Genomic DNA, 18,034 nt, shown 5'->3' with positions numbered 1-18,034 from the left:
CGTCAGGGGTGCAGGCGTGCGCCCTTGACCACCTTGTCCACCACGCGCCGCTCACCCGCGACCGCGACGCCGACCAGGTCGAGCTTCTCCGTGGCGACCCCCGCGACGGTGGCCCGGTTGTCGACGTCGTTCCCCGTGGCGAACAGGTCCGCCGTGTACACGCCGATGCGCAGCCCGCGCGTCGCGGCGCGCTCACGGATCGTGCCGAGCCGGTCGCCGTCGGCGACCATGACCATCACCGGGGTGCCGAGCATCGCGAGGTACTCCTGGCCGTCGGCGTCACGGTAGGTGTCGCCCACGAGCTCCGGGTAGGCGGCCGTCACGGCACTGGACAGGAAGGCGGTGACGTTGTTCTCCTGCCAGCCGAGCAGGTCGTCGCGCAGGACGATCACGATCTTGGGTTGTTCGAAGGTCATGCCCCCCAGCGTGCGAGCGCGGCCCGGCCCCGGTCTTGTACGTTCTTGACATGGGTCCGGACGTGGTGCGCGCGTGGCGGCCGGGAGTGACCGGCGTCGCCGAGGTGCTGCACGCCGCGTGGCACGAGCACGCCTACCCGTCGCACACGCACGACACCTGGACGGTGCTGATCGTCGACCGGGGGCTGATCGGGTACGGCCTGGGCGGGCAGGAGCACGCGGCGGAGCACACCGGCGTGACGGTGCTGCCGCCCGGCGTCGTGCACGACGGGCGGTCCGTGACCGCCGCGGGCTTCCGCAAGCGTGTCCTGTACCTGGAGCCCACGGTGCTGGACCCCGCGCTGACCGGGCGCGCTGTCGACGCGCCGCTCGTGCCCGACGACACGCTCCGCGCGCGCTTCGCGGGCCTCGACCGCGCCCTCACGGTGCGCGAGGACGTCGCGGCCGAGGGGCTGCTCGCCCTGGTCACGGAAGGTCTGGCCTGGCACCTCTCGGGGCGCCCGACGCCGCCGCGCGAACCGTCCGCCGCGACGACCGCCCGGCGGGCCCGCGACCTGCTCGACGCCGACCCCGCCCGCCCGGTCCGGCTGGCCGAGGTCGCCGCCGAGCTCGACGTGACCGTGCCGCACCTGGTCCGGGCGTTCACCCGGGAGCTCGGCCTGCCGCCGCACCGGTACCTCGTGGGGCGGCGGCTGGACCTGGCGCGCCGCCGCCTGCTGGCGGGCGAGCCGGCGGCCGACGTCGCGGTGGCGACGGGCTTCCACGACCAGGCCCACCTGACCCGCCACTTCCGCCGTCTCCTGCGCACCACGCCGGGTCGCTACCAGCGCGGCGCCACCCCCGCGCCGACCGCCGGCCTCCTTTGAGACCGAGGTTGCTTCGCTGTGCGGGCCGTCACAGCGAAGCAACCTCGGTCTCGAAGGTGATCCGGGCGGGATGGGTTCGTCGCGGGCCCCGGCGCCCGGCCCGCGGCACGGACCACGGCGTCGTGCGGGAGAATGGCCTCTCGTGACCGAACCGACCCTCTTCGAGCTGCCCCCCGGTGCCCGCCGACCCCGCGCCCGGGTGGTGCTCCTGACCGGGCCGTCGGGCTCCGGGAAGACGTCGCTCACGCGGCGGCTCGGGCTGCCGGTGGTGCAGCTCGACGACTTCTACCTGGACATCGACCACCCGGGCCTGCCGCAGCGGTACGGCAGCGTGGACTGGGACAGCCCGGAGACGTGGGACGCCGAGGGGGCGCTCGCCGCGCTCCAGGAGCTGACCACGGAGGGCCGCGCGGACGTGCCGGTGTACGACATCCCGACGTCGCGCCGCACCGGGATCCGCCGGCTCGACATCGGCGACGCCCCGCTCGTCCTGGCCGAAGGCATCTTCGCCGCCCACCTGGTCGACGCCTGCCGGGCCGAGGGGCTGCTCGCCGACGCGATCTGCCTGTCGCGGCCCCGCCTGGTCACCTTCTGGTTCCGGTTCCTGCGGGACGTCGCCGAGGCGCGCAAGCCGCTGGGCACCCTGCTGCGCCGGGGCACGTCGCTGCTGCGGGCCGAGCCCGGGATGATCCGCCGCTGGGTGGCGCTCGGCTGCCGGGAGGTCTCACCCGCACAGGCCGAGCGGGACATCCGAAACCTCCTTGTGCAGAAGTCCTCGGATACGTAATCCTCGTGTAACCGAACTGCCATGTCTCGCACATCCGCGGGGCTCACTCTGTGCGCAGGAGGTGGTGTCTGTGATCCAGCGCAACGGTTTGCGTGTGCTCTCGCTCTACGAGGGATTCTTCAGCGGTGGGGCTCGTGTCCTGCACTCGACGGTGGTCGCCGGACTGCATCAGGGCGGCCGGCAGCAGCATTCCGTGCTGAGCCTGCACCACGAGGTCCGGCGCGAGGCCACCCTCCAGCGGATGGAGGACGACCCCCGCTACCGTGCCCTGCGCGCCGCGGGGGTGCGGATCGGGTCGCTGGGCCGGAGCACCGACGCGGGCCACGACCCGCGCGTCTTCTCCGCGGCGGAGCTCGAGACGGCGGCCCGCGAGGCCGCCGGCGCGCAGGTGGTGCTCTCGCTCAAGGAACAGCCGCTGCGGCTCGTGAACCAGGACGTGTTCGGCGGCCGGCCGGTGATCGCCTGCCTGCACCGCTCCGACCCCGAGCACCAGGGGGACGCCCTCGGCGACCTGCTCACGGCGGCCGACCGCGGCAGGCTGGCCGCCGTCGTCTGCTGCGCGGAGTCCACCCGGGACGCGTACCGCGAGGCGGGCGTGCCCGCCGACCTGCTGCGCGTGGTGCCGAACGGCATCAACCTGGCCCGGTTCCGGCCGGTGCAGGGCGCGCGCCGCCTGGCCCTGCGCGGTGCCGCGGGCATCCCGGCCGACGCGACGGTCGTGGTGTACGCCGCGCGGTACGACGAGATGAAGAACCCGGAGCTGTTCCTGCGGTCGGCGCGCGCGTTCCTCGAGGTCGAGCCGAAGGGCCACGTGCTCATGTGCGGCGCGGGCATGACGGCGGCCAACCCCGACCTGCGCGACGACCTCGCCCGCATCTTCGGCGACCGGCCGGACCTGCTGACGCGGCTGGACCTGCTGGGCGTGCGGCACGACATGGAGCTCGTGTACGCGACGGCGGACGTCGTCGCCCTCACCTCGGCGTTCGGCGAGGCCGCGCCGCTGTGCCTCATCGAGGGCTCCATGTGCGGCGCGGTGCCGGTCACGACCCCCGTGGGCGACGCGCCGTCGATCGTGGAGCGCATCGGCTTCGTGACCTCGTACGAGCCGGCGGAGATCGCCACGACGTGGATCGAGGCCGCCGCGCGGCGCGAGGAGCTCGAGTCGGCGCGGACCGCCGTCCGGCCCCGGTTCAGCCACGTGCGGATGATCGCCGGCTACTCGAGCATCATCGAGCGCACCCACCGCGACGCGGCCTTACGCGTGGCCCGGGTCTGACACATCCGCCCGGGGGCGGGGCCGGGGCCCGGCCCCGCCCCCGGGCGGTCGGCACGCTCCGGTGACCACGGACCGTCCGGACACGGCAGGATGACCTCATGTCCGACGCCCCCGTCACCCTGAGCCACGTCGCCCGCGAGGCCGGCGTCTCGCTCGCCACGGCGTCGCGCGCGATCAACGGGAGCGCGACCCGCAGCGTCCGCGAGGACCTGCGCGAGCGCGTCCTGGAGACCGCCCGGCGCCTCGGCTACTCGCCCGACCCCAGCGCCCAGGCGATGGCCCGCGGCCGCACCACGGCGCTCGGCCTGGTGGTGCACGACATCGCCGACCCGTACTTCTCCACCATCGCGGCGGGCGTGGCCCGGGCCGCCGAGCGCGAGGGCCTGATCGTCACGCTCGCCTCCACCGAGCAGCGGCGGGACCGCGAGCTGGCCTTCGTCGAGCTGGCCCGGCGGCAGCGGTCGCGCGCGATCATCCTGGCGGGCAGCCGCCTGGTGCCGTTGCGCGACGTCCCCGAGGAGGCCTCGGCCGAGGCGCTCGCACAACGCCAGGCCGAGGACACCGCCCTGGAGTCGGCGCTGACGGCCTTCCGGGACGCGGGCGGCGGCGTGGCCACCATCGGCCAGGCCGTGGGCGACCTGCCGGTCGTCGAGATCGACAACGCGGGCGGCGCGGGAGCCCTCGCCCGGGCCCTGCACGACCGCGGGTACCGCCGGTTCGGGGTGCTCGCCGGGCCGCCCGGGCTGCGCACGGCCGCCGACCGGACCACGGGGTTCCTCGACACGCTCGACGCACTGGGCTGCCCGGTGCCCGCCGGCTCCGTGGTGCCCGGCGACTTCACGCGCGACGGCGGCTACACCGCGATGGCCCGGCTCCTGTCCGCCCGGGCAGACCTCCCGCAGGTGGTGTTCGCGGTCAACGACGTGATGGCGGTGGGCGCCATGGCCGCCGTCCGCGAGGCGGGCCTGAGCGTGCCGGACGACGTCGCCGTGGCCGGGTTCGACGACATCCACACCCTGCGCGACGTGTCGCCCGGTCTGACGACGGTGCGCATCCCGCTGGCGGAGATCGGCTCGCTGGCCACGGCGCTCGCCCTGGGCCGGGCCGAGGGGTCGCGCGCACCGGTGCACGGCGAGGTCGTGCTCCGCGACTCGACGCCACCGCGCTGACGGGCCGGACGACCGGCATGTACGCGAGGCCGTCGGGTGCGCTACGCTCCGTGGGAAAGCGCATTCCCACGACGATGGAGTCCCGCCGTGACCACACTTCGCATCGCCATGAACGGCGTCACCGGCCGCATGGGGTACCGCCAGCACCTCGTCCGCTCGATCCTGCCGATCCGTGACCAGGGCGGCGTCACGCTCGCCGACGGTTCCCGGGTCCAGGTCGAGCCGGTGCTGGTGGGCCGCAACGCCGACAAGCTCAAGGAGCTCGCGGACCGGCACGGCGTCGAGCACTGGACCACCGACCTCGACGCCGCGATCGCCGACGCCGACATCGTGTTCGACGCCGCCATGACCAACCTGCGGGCCGCGACCCTGACCCGGGCGATGAAGCAGGGCAAGCACATCTTCACCGAGAAGCCGACGGCGGAGACGCTCGCCGAGGCGATCGAGCTCGCCCGGCTGCAGTCCACCACGGGGGTGACCGTCGGCGTCGTGCACGACAAGCTGTACCTGCCGGGCCTGGTCAAGCTTCGCCGGCTGGTGGACGAGGGCTTCTTCGGCCGCATCCTGTCGCTGCGCGGCGAGTTCGGCTACTGGGTGTTCGAGGGCGACTCGCAGCCCGCCCAGCGCCCGTCGTGGAACTACCGCGCCGAGGACGGCGGCGGCATCACCACCGACATGTTCTGCCACTGGAACTACGTGCTGGAGGGCATCCTCGGCCAGGTCAGGACGGTCACCGCGAAGACGGCGACGCACATCCCGACCCGCTGGGACGAGCAGGGCCGCGAGTACGCGGCGACCGCCGACGACGCCGCGTACGGCATCTTCGACGTGACCACGCCCGCCGGCGACGACGTCGTGGCGCAGATCAACTCGTCGTGGGCCACACGCGTGTTCCGCGACGAGCTCGTCGAGTTCCAGGTGGACGGCACGCACGGGTCGGCGGTGGCGGGCCTGCGCCGGTGCCGGGCGCAGCACCGCGCGCACACCCCCAAGCCCGTGTGGAACCCGGACCTGCCCGTCACCGAGCCGTTCCGCGAGCAGTGGCTCGACGTCCCCGCGAACGCCGACCTCGACAACGGCTTCAAGCTGCAGTGGGAGGAGTTCCTGCGCGACGTCGTGGCCGGGCGCCCGCACCGCTACGACCTGCTCTCGGCGGCCCGCGGCGTGCAGCTCGCGGAGCTGGGGCTGCGCTCGTCCGCGGAGGGCCGGCGCCTCGACGTCCCGGAGATCACGCTGTGAGCGGGGCGCCCGTCGCCCTGCCCGTGTTCGACGACGAGGGCCGGGTCACCGGTTCCGAGGCCGTCGAGCTGAACGCCCCCGGCCCGTGGACGACGCCGTCGGGCCCGATCACGTCCCGCATCGCCTTCGCGGCCGCCCACGTGGTGCCGCAGGTGGGCGCCGAGAACGTGCCGGGCGCGCCCGCCGTCGTCGACTGGGACGCGACGCTCGCCTACCGGCACCGCATCTGGGCGCACGGGCTCGGCGTGGCCGACGCCATGGACACCGCCCAGCGGGGCATGGGCCTGGACTGGGCCGCGACCCAGGAGCTGGTGCGGCGCTCGGCGGCCGAGGCCGCCTCGGTGGGCGCGCGGATCGCGTGCGGCGCGGGCACCGACCAGCTCGCGCCGGAGGCCGTCGCGGCGCTCGATCCGGGTGACGCGGCGCTGAAGATCGTGACCGACGCGTACCGCGAGCAGGTGCACGTGGTGCAGGACGCCGGCGCGCAGGTGATCGTCATGGCGTCCCGGGCGCTGGCCCGCGTGGCCCGGGGCCCGGAGGACTACGCGCGGGTCTACGACGCCGTGCTCGCCGAAGCTGACCGGCCGGTCATCCTGCACTGGCTGGGCACCATGTTCGACCCGGCCCTCGCGGGCTACTGGGGGTCCGACGCCGTGGACGAAGCGACCGCGACGTTCCTCGACCTGATCCGCGCGCACCAGCCGCGGGTCGACGGCGTCAAGGTCTCGCTGCTCGACGCCGCGCACGAGGTGGGGCTGCGCCGGTCCCTCGCCGCGCTGCCCGGCAGCCCGGTGCGGCTCTACACGGGCGACGACTTCAACTACCCCGAGCTCATCGCGGGCGACGGGCAGGGCCACTCGGACGCGCTGCTCGGCATCTTCGCCGCGATCTACCCCGCCGCCTCGACGGCGCTGCAGGCGTTCGACGCCGGGGACGCCGCGCGCGGCCACGAGATCCTGGCCTCGACCGAGGCGCTCGGCCGGCACATCTTCGCCGCGCCGACGTACTACTACAAGACCGGCATCGCGTTCCTGTCCTGGCTCAACGGCTTCCAGCCCGGGTTCTCGCTGGTGGGCGGGCTGCACTCCGGCCGGTCGCTGCGGCACCTGGTCGAGCTCGCGCGTCTGGCCGACGGCTGCGGCATGCTGCTCGACCCGCCCCTGGCCGCCGCCCGGCTGCGGGCGTTCCTCACGACGAACGGGGTGGCCGCATGAGCCGGGCGTCGCTGAACACCGCGACCGTGAAGCACGCGTCGCTGGCCGAGGCGTGCGAGGTGGCGGCGCGGGCCGGGTTCGGTGCGGTCGGGCCGTGGCGCGACGTGGTCCAGGCCGTCGGCGCGCCGCAGGCGGCCCGCATCATCGCGGACGCCGGGCTGCGCGCCTCGTCGCTGTGCCGCGGCGGCTTCCTCACCACGGCAGACGACGCCGGCGTCCGCGCCGCGCTCGACGACAACAGACTGGCGATCGAGGAGGCCGCGACGATCGGCACCGCCGAGCTGGTGTTCGTCGTGGGCGGGCTGCCGGGGTCGACGCCGGGCGGCGCACCGTCGTCCGGCGTGGACCGGGACCTGGTGGCGACGCGCGGCCGGGTGGCCGACCGCATCGCCGACCTGGTGCCGTTCGCCGCCGAGCACGGCGTGCGGATCGTGCTCGAGCCTCTGCACCCGATCTTCGCCGCCGACCGGGCCGTGATCTCGACGCTGGCGCAGGCGCTCGACCTGGCTGCGCCGTTCGCGCCGACCGAGGTGGGCGTCGTCGTCGACACGTACCACGTGTGGTGGGACCCGGCGCTGCGCTCGTCGATCGCCCGGGCCGGCCGGGAGGACCGGATCGCGTCGTACCAGGTGTGCGACTGGGTGCTGCCGCTGGCGGCGGAGCCGCTGAACTCGCGGGGGCACGTGGGCGACGGGTACGTCGACTTCGCGACGATCACGGGCTGGGTGCGCGACGCCGGGTACGTGGGCGACGTCGAGACCGAGATCTTCAACGAGGAGATCTGGGCGCGTCCTCCGGCCGAGACGGCAACCACGGTCTTGTCCCGCTACGAGCAGCACGTCGCCCCGCACCTCTGACCCGCTCCCCCCTGCCGAAGTAGAACTGCAGCGAAGTAGAACCAGGGCGAGGTAGAACTCCAGCTCCGTCGTGGAGCTGGAGTTCTATCTCGCTGCAGTTCTACTTCGCTGGGGTTCTACTTCGGCGGGGGTGGGCGGAGGGCGAAGCGGCACGCGCCCCAGGCCGCGAACAGCAGCGGGGCCGCCGCGAACCCCAGGCCCACCGCGGGACGCGTCGCCACCACGGAGGTCAGCAGGCCGAGCACGACGAGCACCCCGACCGAGACGTACCAGCGCCGGGCGCCGAGCACGAGGGCCGCGAGCAGCATGTCGCGCAGGCGGGCGTCCGGCATCTCGGGCACGGCGGCCAGGGCCAGGACGGCGGTCGCGACCGCCCCCGCCGCCAGCGTGACCAGCACCGGGATCGCGGCCGCACCCGCAGTCCGCCCCCAGAAGAACGCCACGTCGACGACGGCGACGACGACGGCGCCCGTACCCAGCGCCCCGATCGCCAGGCCACGGCGCAGGTGCCGCCACCAGGCGCCGGCGAAGGTGCGGACCACGGCCGTCGACCCGTCCGCGCTGAACCGGGCGAACACCGTGAAGGCCGCCACCAGGGCCGGGCCGAGCAGCGGCGCGGTCAGGGCGGCGAGCGGCCAGGTCGAGGCCAGGTCGGTCGCGGCGACGAGGACCGCGAGCGGCAGGCAGGCGAGCGCCAGCAGCAGGTTGGTCATCAGGCCCGTGTAGACGGTGCCGAACACGAGCTCGTAGGTCTCGGGCCCGAGGAGCATCCGGCGGCGCCGCGCGGGAGCCGCCACCCCCACCGCACTCATCCCTTTACGCCTGTCGTCGCGATGCCCTCGACGAAGTACCGCTGACCGAGCAGGAAGATCAGGGCGATCGGCAGCACGGACAGCACCGAGCCGGTCATGATGAGCGCGTGCTCGGCGTTGTACTCGCCGATGAACGACTGCAGGCCGAGCTGGATCGTCCACAGCGAGCGGTCACGCAGGTAGATCAGCGGGCCGAGGTAGTCGTTCCAGGTCGAGACGAACGTGATGATCGTCAGCGACGCGAGCGCGGGCACCGACAGGGGCATGATGATGCGCCACCAGATGCCGTACTCGGAGAGCCCGTCGATGCGCGCCGCCTCCGAGAGCGAGTCGGGGATCGACTCGTAGTACTGCTTCATGAGGAACACGCCGAAGGCCCCGAACGCCTGGAGCAGCATGATCGCCCACAGGGTGTTGTTCAGGCCCCAGCTCGAGAGCATCTGGAACTGCGGGATCATGTACGACTGCCAGGGCACCGCGATGGTGCCGATGTAGAGCAGGAACAGCGCGTCCCGGCCGGGGAATCGCATCTTGGCGAAGCCGTAGGCGGCGAAGCTGCCGGTCAGCACCTGCAGCAGCGTCACGGCGACGGACAGCACGAGGGTGTTGCGCACCCACGTGACCATGTCGGCCTTGACCCAGATGTCGAGGTAGTTGCGCCACTGCACCGGGGCCGGGATCCACTGCACCGGCGCGGTGAACACCTGGTTGTTCTGCTTCAGGGACGAGATGACCATCCAGGCGAACGGCAGCATGATGCCCGCCGCGGCGACGATCATCACCACGTAGAGGAGCACCCGGCCGGACCTGCGGAGTGCGGACGGGCGGGCGGCCATCACGCCTCCTTCCGCTTGTTGTACAGGAACTGCACCACGGTCACGAGGATGCAGATGAGGAACAGGACGACGGCGACGGACGAGGCGTACCCGAACTCGAACTGCTCGAAGCCCTTCTGGTAGATGTACTGGCTCAGCACCAGCGTCGCCTGGCCGGGTCCGCCGTCGGTCATGACGAGGATCAGGTCGAAGACCTTGAAGCTCTGGATGGTGACCATGACGGTCACGAAGAACATCGTGGGGCGCAGGCACGGCAGCGTGACGTTCCAGAACCGCTGCCAGGCGTTCGCGCCGTCGATCCGCGCGGCCTCGTGCAGCTCGCCGGGCACCGTCTGCAGCCCGGCCAGGAACAGGAGCATGTAGTAGCCCATGTCCTTCCAGGTGCCGACGATGATCACCGCGGGCATCGCCCAGTCCTTGGAGACCGTCCAGCCCGGCAGGTCGCCGTCGACGAACAGGCTCAGGAACTGGTTGATGGGCCCGAACTCCGGGCTGAACAGCATGTTCCACACCACGGCCACCGCGACGATGGACGTGATGTACGGGAAGAAGGCGACGGTGCGGAAGAAGGCGGCGCCACGCAGCTTCTGGTTGAGCAGCAGCGCCAGGCTCAGCGACACGACGATGGTGATCGGGATGTGCAGCGCCGCGTAGTAGAAGGTGTTGCCCAGCGCGGTGTGGAAGCTCTTGTCGCCGATGAGGCGCGCGAAGTTGTCGAGGCCCACCCACTGGGCGGCGCCGAAGATGTTCCAGCTCGTGAGCGAGATGTAGAACAGCGTGGCCACCGGTGCGAGCGTGAGCACCGCGAAGCCGAGGAAGTTCGGCAGGATGAACGTCCAGCCGATCAGCGCGTTGCGCAGCCTGAGGGACGTGCGGGGCGCCCGGAGCTGCGGACGCTCGGGCTGCGTGAACCCGAGCGTCCGCTGCTCGTGGGCGACGGGTGTCGCCATCAGCCGACCTCGTTGGCGACGCGCTCCTCGGCCTCGGCGAGCGCCTCGTCCACCGGCGTGGACTCGGACATGATCGCCGAGTGCGCCTCACCCAGGATGGTCTGGATCGCGGCCGTCTTCTGGCCCACCGGGTTCTCCGGCAGCGTCTCGTGCGTGGCGTAGGCGAAGCGGGACAGGTCGTCCTGCGGCACGCCCTCCAGCCCGAAGATCGCGTCGGCGACCGCGTCGTCGATCAGGGCGGGCGTGATGCCGATGCCGGCGAGCGCCGCGGCGCCGTCCGGGCCGGCGGCGAACGTCAGGAAGTCCTTGGCGGTCTCGATCTTCGCCTCGTCGATGCCGGCGTTGATGCCCATGGTCGTCGGGTCGCCGAACGTGACGGGCGTGCTCTCGGTGCCGGTGGTCGACTCGTCGAGCTGCGGGATGGGCGCGATGCCCCACTCGAACGTGTCGGCCGCGCCCGACTCCTGCTCGGCGACGAGCGTGCCGATGTACCAGGAGCCCATGGGGAGCATCGCCGACTTCTGGGTGCCGAACTGCGCCTGGTAGGTGAGCTCGTTGGTGGTGACCGTGGCGTACGAGGGCTGGGCGCCCGCGTCCTGCATCGCCAGCACACGCTCGTAGTAGGGGGCGAGGAAGGAGAAGTCGCCGCCGTCGAGCGAGGCGCCCTCGCTCTGCGCGAGCGCGAAGCCCTGCACGGTCGACTGCCAGCTGTGCAGGTAGGTGCCGGTGACCTGCTTCTCGCCGATGCCCTCGGTCAGCTGCTCCGCGGCCTCGGCGTAGTCGTCCCAGGTCCAGGAGCCGTCGGGCAGGTCGACGCCGGCCTTCTCGAACAGCTCCTTGTTGTAGTACAGGAGCCACGAGTCCTGACGGTAGGGCACGGCGTAGGTGACGCCGTCGATCGCCATCGGCTCGAGGCCGCCGGTGGCGGGGTCGAGCTCGGCGGCCACGTCCGAGATGTCGAGCAGCGTGCCGCCCTCGGTGAACGTGACGTAGTTCTTCAGGTTCTTGACGATGAAGACGTCGGGCGCGGCACCCGCGGCCAGGTCCGCCGTCAGGGCGGTGTCGTAGTCGTCGCCCGCCGGGTACTCCTTGAGCTCGACGGTGACGTCCGGGTTCGCCTCGTGGTAGGCGTCCGCGAGGGTCTGGAACTCCGGCGTGGACGCGAAGTCCCAGCCGGCGAGGGTCAGGGTGACGGGGCCGTCCGCCGCCGCGGGCTCGGACTCGCCGCCGCACCCCGTCAGGGTCAGCGCCGCGGCGGCTGCGACGCCGACCGCGCTCATGATCTTGCGGTTCATTCCTACTCTCCTTCGAGTAATCCCGTCCCGCGACGTCCTGGTCGCGGGCGCGGAGGGTGTGGTCAGGGCAGGGTTGCCGTGGTCTGTCCGCCGTCCGGCCACGTCACGACGACGCGGCCGGGGACGAGGTCGAGCTGCGGCCGCCGTCCGGCGGCCGGGCCGGTGCGTTCGAGGTGGACGCCGACGGCGAGCCAGCCCTCGGGCACGGGGGCGTAGCGCAGCCAGGGCGTGGTCGTGGGGCCCGCGAGCGGTGTGGCGTCGGCGGCGGTGGTCTCGCCGCTCACCGGTGCGACCTCGCCGAGCAGGGGAACCAGCGTAGAGGCGAGGCCGGGACCGGCGGCCCAGCCGCCGATCCGCAGCGCCGCCGCGGCGCCGGCCGGCTCCTCGACCCGCACCAGCCGGACCTCCCACGCCCCGCGGACGACGGAGACGGTGGTGATCCGCCCCGCCGCGATCGCGGTGCCGGGCCGGCCGGAGCCGTGGTCGGGCACGGTCGGGTCCTGGTCGACCCAGTGGGCCTCGGCGACCGAACCGAGGGCCACACCGGTGCCGACGGCCGGGACGTCGAGCGGGACGAAGCCCGTGCGGTGGGTCGCCCGGTCCGCTGCGTCCAGCAGCACCACCGACTGGTCGAGCGGTGCCGCCCAGCCCGTCGCGTCCAGGAGCGGGGAGGTCGCGGTCGAGTAGCCCAGCCGCGCGTAGAGCGGCGAGTCGGCGACGTCGGACCCCGGCAGCGCGTGGTCGGTGCCGTGGTTGATCACGCGCACGATGCCGTCCTCGCGCGTGGCGCTGATCGCCCAGCCCGGCCCGGTCGCGACGGCGAGCACGTCGCCGTCGTCCACCGGGAGCGGCTCGGCGGGCGCCGTCCACACGTCGTGCGACGCGGGCAGGGCCAGCCCGAGCAGGCCCTTGCTGGCCCAGTACGGCGATCCGGTGCCGCTGTACCGCTGCGCGATCGGGCGCCACGGGTGGTGCCAGCCCAGGGTCAGCAGGCCGTCGTCACCCGGGACGCCGTGGGACGCGAAGTGCCGCACGACGCGCATCGCGGCCGCGCGGAGCTGCCCCGGCCGGCCGACACCCGCGACGGCACCGGCCCAGAAGGGCGCTGCGGCCGCGAAGCGGTAGGTGAGGCTGCGCCCCTGCAGCAGCGGGGAGCCGTCGGAGCCGACCAGCGCCAGGGCGTCGTCCAGGAAGCGGGCCAGGTGCTCGCGGTCGGTCGCCGCGCGGGCGGCCAGGTCGTCACCCGCCGCCGACGCGACCTCGGCGGCGCCGGACATCCGCGCCCACAGGGTCGGGTACAGGTGCAGGGCCCAGCCCGCGTAGTGGTCGAAGCTGCGCTCGGGCCCGTCGGCGAACCAGCCGTCCGGGCGCCGGAACCGGTCGTGGGCCGCGAGGTCCCGGGCGACGTCGTCCGCGGAGAAGGGTCCGCCGACCGACCGCAGGAACGTCTCGACGACGATCCGGAACCAGACCCAGTTGTTGTCGGGGTAGTCGTCGTCGCCGACGACCGTGCCGAGGTAGTCGACCGTCTGCTGCTGCGCCGTGGGCGAGAGCCGGTCCCAGATCCAGGGCCGCGTGAGGTCGAGGATCAGGGCGAGCGAGGCGGCCTCGACCTTGGCCTGCCCGTGCTCGTCGGGCCGCGTCCAGCGCTCCGGGTGGGCGGGGTCGACGCCCGCGGCCAGTCCGGCGGCGTAGCGCTCGGCCAGGCCCGTCGGATCGGCGCCGCCCTCCCCGGCGAGCCGAAAGCCAGCCAGCAGGAGCGTGCGGGCGTACCCCTCCAGGCCGTCCACCGCGGTGCCGTACCCACCCGGGGTGCCGGGGAGCGTGACGAGCGAGCCGCTCGGCGAGGCGTAGGGCCGCACGGCGGACAGGAGCCGGTCGGCGTAGCCGGCGAGCCAAACGCGGTCGGCGGTCATGCGACGAACTCCATGTCCGCGCGGGTGACGAGGCTGCGGAGCGTCTCGCCCCGCGCGTACCGCTCGAGCTCGTCGAGCGCGGCCACCGTCATGCGGCGCGCCTCCGTGCCCAGCGAGCCCGCGACGTGCGGCGTGATCATGACGTTCGGCAGGTCGTACAGCACCGACGACGCCGGCAGCGGCTCGGGGTCGGTGACGTCGAGCATCGCGTAGAGGCGGCCCGCGGCGCACTCGCGCTCCAGCGCCGCGGTGTCCACGACGGCGCCGCGCGCGGTGTTGATCAGCGTGGCCCCGTCCGGCATGAGCGCCAGCTCGCGGGCGCCGATCAGCTTACGGGTCGAGGGCAGCTCCGGGGCGTGCAGCGTCACGATGCCCGACGCGGTCAGCAGCTCGTCGAGCGACACCAGCCGCGCGCCGGCCGCGGCGACGTCGGACGGGTCGGCGTAGGGGTCCGCGACGAGGATCTCGCGCGTCTCGGGGCCCGTGCCCGGCGTCGTGAGCCGGGCGACGACCTGCCGCCCGGTCCGCGAGAAGCCCACGACGCCGACCGTCCGGTCCCGGTTGGACAGCACGCCGTGCTCGTCGACGAAGGACCAGTCGGCACGCCGCGTGCGGGCGACGTTCGCGAGGAACGGGGCCTTCTTGCCCGCCATGAAGATGGCGGCCACCGTGAACTCGGCCACCGGCACCGCGTTCTCGGCCACCGCGTTCGTCACGACCAGCCCACGGTCCCAGACGGCGTCCGACACCAGGGGCCGGACCGTGCCCGCGCAGTGCAGCACCGCCCGCAGCCGAGGCGCCAGGTCCAGCACCTCGGAGGTGATCCGGGGCGCGCCCCAGGAGGTGACGAGCACCTCGACGTCCGCCAGGCGCTCCTTGGCCTCCGGCGTGTCGTAGGCCGTCACGCGCACGGGATCACCCAGGGTCGCGAGCGCGCGCAGCCGGGCGTCCTCGTCGGGACCGAACTGCATGCTCCGCGCCCGGTCGTCCATGACGAGCAGGGCCTCAGGTCGGCGCACCACCGCGCTCCTCTCCGTCGAGTCGTGTTCCGCCCGATCGTCCAGACGAACAATTCCGATCAACTACGATCCGCTGGTCGCCCATTGAAGCCCAGCGCCGCCGCCTTGGCAACCCCCTGGCAGTGTTCGAAGAGTTGCTCTACGATCATTTTCAAACATCGAGGCACTCACCATGGAGGTGCGCATGACGACGACGTCCCTGCCCGCCCCCGACGTCACCGACCGGGACTTCTGGACCTCCGGCGGTGTGACCGGGGCCCTGGCACCCGCGCTCGCCAGGGCGGACGCCGAGCGGGGCACGCCGTGGCCGCAGGCCCTCACCTCGCAGTACGCCCGGTTCTTCCGGGACGGCGACCGGACCGCCTACGAGTCGCAGGTCGCCGCCCGCCACGCCCGCCTGACCCGGGCCACCCTGGCGGCGCTGGCCGACCCCACCACCGACCACGTCGACGAGGTCGTCGACGGGGTGGTGCTCCTGTGCGAGCAGTCCACCTGGTGCTGGGCCGCGCACGACGACGCGCACGAACGGCGCGGTGACGTCACGCCCGTCGTCACCGAGCCGTACCTCGACCTCGGGGCCGGCGAGGTCGCGGCCCAGCTCGCGTGGGTCGACCACCTGCTCGGTCCGGTGCTCGACCAGCGGGCCCCGGGCGTCCGAAGGCGTGTGCGGCACGAGGCGCGGGTCCGGGTGCTGCGGCCGTTCACCGACCGCCGGGACTGGTGGTGGCTGGGCGTGGACCACCCGATCATGAACTGGAGCCCGTGGATCCAGGGCAACGTGCTCGCCGCGAACCTCGCGCTGGAGGATGACCCGGTGCGCCGGTGGGCGACCACGGCGCTCGTCGCCGAGGGCATCGCGGCGTACTGGGCCGCCCTGCCGGACGACGGCGGGGTCGACGAGGGCTACCACTACTGGTGGCAGGGCGCGGCCCGGGCGCTGGAGGCCCAGGACCTCCTCGCGTTCGCGGGCATCGCGCCGGCTGCCGAGGCACTGGACCGGATCCGGGCGACCGTCGCCTTCCCGCACTCCATGCACCTGGGCGGCGACTGGTACGTCAACGTCGCCGACGGGGCCGCGCGCCCGCTGTCGACCTGGCCCTGGAACGTGGTGCACGCGTGGGCGCTGCGGGTGGGTGACGACGCCGCGGCCCGGCACGCGGCGTCGTACCGCGGGCAGCCCGGCAGCCTGTTCGACGAACGCTCCTCGCTGCCCCGGGCCGTGGGCCTGCTCACCGCGCCCTGGGGCGACGAGCCCCCGGCCACGCCCCCGCTCGTGGACCAGGCGGCGTTCCCGGCGACGGGCGTGGCCGTCGCCCGCACGGCCGCCGGGTCCACCCGCGGGCCGGCCGTCGCGGTCAAGGGCGGGCACAACGACGAGAACCACAACCACGTGGACGTCGGTTCGGTGGTCGTGGCCCTCGACGGCGTGCCCGTGGTGGTCGACGCCGGCAAGCCGACCTACCGCGCAGGCACCTTCGGGCCGGACCGCTACGACCTGTGGGTGGTGCGGGGAGACTGGCACAACGTGCCCCGGGTGCGCGGCGTGGAGCAGGTCCCGGGCCGCGAGTTCGCCGCGAGGTCGTTCTCGGCGGGGAACGACGCGGACCCGGGTCGCTGGGCGGCGCGGATGGATCTGGGCGGCGCCTATGCCGTCGGAGGGCTGGAGCACTGGTGGCGGGAGGTGGTGCTCGACCGGGCCGCCGAGACGGTCACCGTCGAGGACACCTGGCAGTTCTCCCCCGCGACCGCACCGGGCCCGGCCGACGCACCGACCGCGGCCGGGCCGACGGCCTGGCACTGGCTGCTCGCCGGTGACGTCGTCCTCGAGCCCGGCCGGGCGCTCGTCCGGTTCGCACCCACCGACGACGGATCGCCCCGCACGCTCGCGATCACCTGGGACCCTGGGGTCGTCGACGCCGCGCTCGACGTGCGCGAGCTGGACGATCCCGAGCTGTCGGCCGTCTGGGGCGGGCACCTGACGCGGTTGCGGCTCACGGCGCGCACAGAGCCGCCGACAGGCACGTTCCGGGTGACCATGAGACCCACCGGGTCCGCACAGCAGGAGGTTGGATGACCCACGAAGCGCCGCTCCCGAGCGAACGTCGCGCGCGCCTGGTCGCACGGGTGCGCGAGACCGGCTCGGCACGGGTGACCGACCTGTCGCGCTGGCTCGGCGTGACGCCCGTGACGGTGCGGCGCGACCTGGCCCTGCTCGTCGCCGACGGCACGCTGGAGAAGGTGCACGGCGGCGCCCGCATCCCGGCGCGCGACGCAGGGACCTCTGCCGGGGGTCAGGGCACCGGGGCCGGCCGGGCCGCCGGCGCGGGCCTGGGCGCCCACACCGTGGTCCCGACCGCCGTCGCCCTCCCCGAGGGCTCCTTCGCGGACGACGCGCAGCCGACGATCGGCATGGTCGTGCCGTCGCTCGACTACTACTGGCCCGAGGTGATCCGCGGCGCGCGAGCGGCCGCGCACGGGTGGGCGCGCCTCATCCTGCGGGGCGGCTCGTACGACGTCGACCAGATCCGGCACCAGCTCGCGGCCCTCGTGGGCGACGAGGGCGGGGCCGGGGTCGACGGCCTGCTCGTGGCGCCTCCCGTCGAGGGACCCGAGGCGACCGAGCTGGCCGACTGGCTCGCCGGGCTGGGCCTCCCGGTGGTGCTGATGGAGCGCCGCCTGGCGGCCGGGCCGTACCGGGAGCCCCTGGAGTCCGTGGCCACCGACCATGCGCTGGGTTCGGGTACGGCCGCCCGGCACCTCGCCGACCGCGGGCACCGGCGCGTGGGCCTCGTGACGGCCCGGACCAGCCCCACCTCGGCCGCCGTGCGGCGCGGGTTCCTCGCGGTCGCCGAGGAGCGGGGGCTCGACGTGGTCCTCGACCGCGGGACGGTGCCGCTGTCCGACCCCGGCTGGTCCGGCGACGCCGCCGCGGTGCTGGACGCGTGCGCGGAGTCCGGCGCCACCGCACTCCTGGTCCACTCCGACCGGGAGGCGATCTCCCTGGTCGAGCAGGCCCAGGAGCGCGGCGTGCGCGTGCCCGCGGACCTGGCGGTGGTCGCCTACGACGACGAGGTGGCCGGCCTCGCCGACCCCCCGCTCACGGCCGTGCGACCGCCGAAGGCCACGATCGGTGCGGGCGCGGTCGACCTGCTCACGCGCCGGCTGCGCGGCGGCGACGACCGGCCCGTGCACCGCGTGGAGCTGAGCCCCCACCTGCTGGTCCGCTCGTCGACGTAGGCCGAGCCACGCGCCCGCCTCAGCGCACCGGCTCGAACCGCGTCTCGCCCGAACCCACCTCGTACACCGCGACGCCGTCCCGGACCCCGAGGTACCGCGCCTCGCCCCGGGAGCGGGGCGGTGCCGGGGCTCGCGGACGCCACGG

General features: G+C 73.9%; 16 protein-coding genes. 9 read left to right on the top strand and 7 right to left on the bottom strand.

Translation table 11 applies throughout. The annotated features are described in order from the left end of the window. Positions 1–2: 2 nt before the first annotated feature. On the bottom strand, positions 3–416 hold the full coding sequence (locus APR03_RS04745; protein WP_253833254.1) for a DUF2000 domain-containing protein: 414 nt from the start codon (positions 414–416) through the stop codon (positions 3–5). A 50-nt stretch (positions 417–466) separates the two neighbouring features. Here APR03_RS04745 and APR03_RS04740 point away from each other — a divergent pair, with 50 nt between their 5' ends. The 7 genes from APR03_RS04740 (at position 467) to APR03_RS04710 (ending at position 7,824) form a co-directional block, all read left to right on the top strand. Beyond that, positions 467–1,282, top strand: a complete 816-nt coding sequence (locus tag APR03_RS04740; protein ID WP_253833252.1) for a helix-turn-helix domain-containing protein — start codon at positions 467–469, stop codon at positions 1,280–1,282. A gap of 142 nt (positions 1,283–1,424) precedes the next feature. Further along, positions 1,425–2,069 (top strand): uridine kinase family protein, encoded by a 645-nt coding sequence (locus APR03_RS04735; protein WP_253833250.1) that lies wholly within the window; start codon positions 1,425–1,427, stop codon positions 2,067–2,069. Positions 2,070–2,262: 193 nt separating this feature from the next. After that, a complete protein-coding gene (locus tag APR03_RS04730; RefSeq protein ID WP_253833248.1) occupies positions 2,263–3,345 on the top strand; it encodes a glycosyltransferase in 1,083 nt (360 codons plus the stop codon). A 98-nt stretch (positions 3,346–3,443) separates the two neighbouring features. After that, positions 3,444–4,514: a LacI family DNA-binding transcriptional regulator gene (locus APR03_RS04725; protein WP_253833246.1), complete on the top strand. Its 1,071-nt coding sequence runs from the start codon at positions 3,444–3,446 to the stop codon at positions 4,512–4,514. Between the two features lie 108 nt (positions 4,515–4,622). Then, entirely contained in the window at positions 4,623–5,753 is a 1,131-nt protein-coding gene (locus tag APR03_RS04720; RefSeq protein ID WP_253833466.1) for a Gfo/Idh/MocA family protein, read from the top strand. Then, the gene (locus tag APR03_RS04715; protein WP_372494757.1) at positions 5,750–6,967 is read left to right on the top strand and encodes a dihydrodipicolinate synthase family protein; all 1,218 of its coding nucleotides are present in this window, start codon (positions 5,750–5,752) and stop codon (positions 6,965–6,967) included. The genes APR03_RS04720 and APR03_RS04715 overlap by 4 nt, the downstream gene beginning before the upstream one ends. Then, positions 6,964–7,824: a sugar phosphate isomerase/epimerase family protein gene (locus tag APR03_RS04710; RefSeq protein WP_253833244.1), complete on the top strand. Its 861-nt coding sequence runs from the start codon at positions 6,964–6,966 to the stop codon at positions 7,822–7,824. The genes APR03_RS04715 and APR03_RS04710 overlap by 4 nt, the downstream gene beginning before the upstream one ends. Before the next feature lie 116 nt (positions 7,825–7,940). Here APR03_RS04710 and APR03_RS04705 read toward each other — a convergent pair whose 3' ends face one another. From APR03_RS04705 to APR03_RS04680, 6 genes are all read right to left on the bottom strand, one after another. Continuing rightward, positions 7,941–8,636 (bottom strand): ferredoxin-NADPH reductase, encoded by a 696-nt coding sequence (locus tag APR03_RS04705; protein WP_253833242.1) that lies wholly within the window; start codon positions 8,634–8,636, stop codon positions 7,941–7,943. Then, a complete protein-coding gene (locus APR03_RS04700) occupies positions 8,633–9,472 on the bottom strand; it encodes a carbohydrate ABC transporter permease (protein ID WP_253833240.1) in 840 nt (279 codons plus the stop codon). The genes APR03_RS04705 and APR03_RS04700 overlap by 4 nt, the downstream gene beginning before the upstream one ends. Beyond that, a complete protein-coding gene (locus tag APR03_RS04695) occupies positions 9,472–10,422 on the bottom strand; it encodes a carbohydrate ABC transporter permease (RefSeq protein ID WP_253833238.1) in 951 nt (316 codons plus the stop codon). The genes APR03_RS04700 and APR03_RS04695 overlap by 1 nt, the downstream gene beginning before the upstream one ends. Beyond that, complete coding sequence (locus tag APR03_RS04690; protein ID WP_253833236.1) at positions 10,422–11,717, bottom strand: extracellular solute-binding protein; 1,296 nt, start codon at positions 11,715–11,717, stop codon at positions 10,422–10,424. Before APR03_RS04690 ends, APR03_RS04695 begins: the two co-directional genes overlap by 1 nt. 62 nt (positions 11,718–11,779) lie before the next feature. Then, positions 11,780–13,633, bottom strand: a complete 1,854-nt coding sequence (locus APR03_RS04685; RefSeq protein WP_253833234.1) for a DUF2264 domain-containing protein — start codon at positions 13,631–13,633, stop codon at positions 11,780–11,782. Further along, positions 13,630–14,652, bottom strand: a complete 1,023-nt coding sequence (locus tag APR03_RS04680; protein ID WP_253833232.1) for a hydroxyacid dehydrogenase — start codon at positions 14,650–14,652, stop codon at positions 13,630–13,632. The genes APR03_RS04685 and APR03_RS04680 overlap by 4 nt, the downstream gene beginning before the upstream one ends. A 184-nt stretch (positions 14,653–14,836) precedes the next feature. Here APR03_RS04680 and APR03_RS04675 point away from each other — a divergent pair, with 184 nt between their 5' ends. Continuing rightward, on the top strand, positions 14,837–16,726 hold the full coding sequence (locus tag APR03_RS04675) for a heparinase II/III family protein (RefSeq protein WP_253833230.1): 1,890 nt from the start codon (positions 14,837–14,839) through the stop codon (positions 16,724–16,726). Then, positions 16,723–17,889, top strand: coding sequence for a LacI family DNA-binding transcriptional regulator (locus APR03_RS04670; protein WP_253833228.1), 1,167 nt, complete (start codon positions 16,723–16,725; stop codon positions 17,887–17,889). The genes APR03_RS04675 and APR03_RS04670 overlap by 4 nt, the downstream gene beginning before the upstream one ends. The last annotated feature ends 145 nt before the right edge of the window (positions 17,890–18,034 follow it).

It is taken from the genome of Promicromonospora thailandica, assembly GCF_024171955.1.
GTDB classification, from domain to species: Bacteria; Actinomycetota; Actinomycetes; order Actinomycetales; family Cellulomonadaceae; genus Promicromonospora; species Promicromonospora thailandica.
This window is presented reverse-complemented; position numbering and strand designations above follow the sequence as displayed.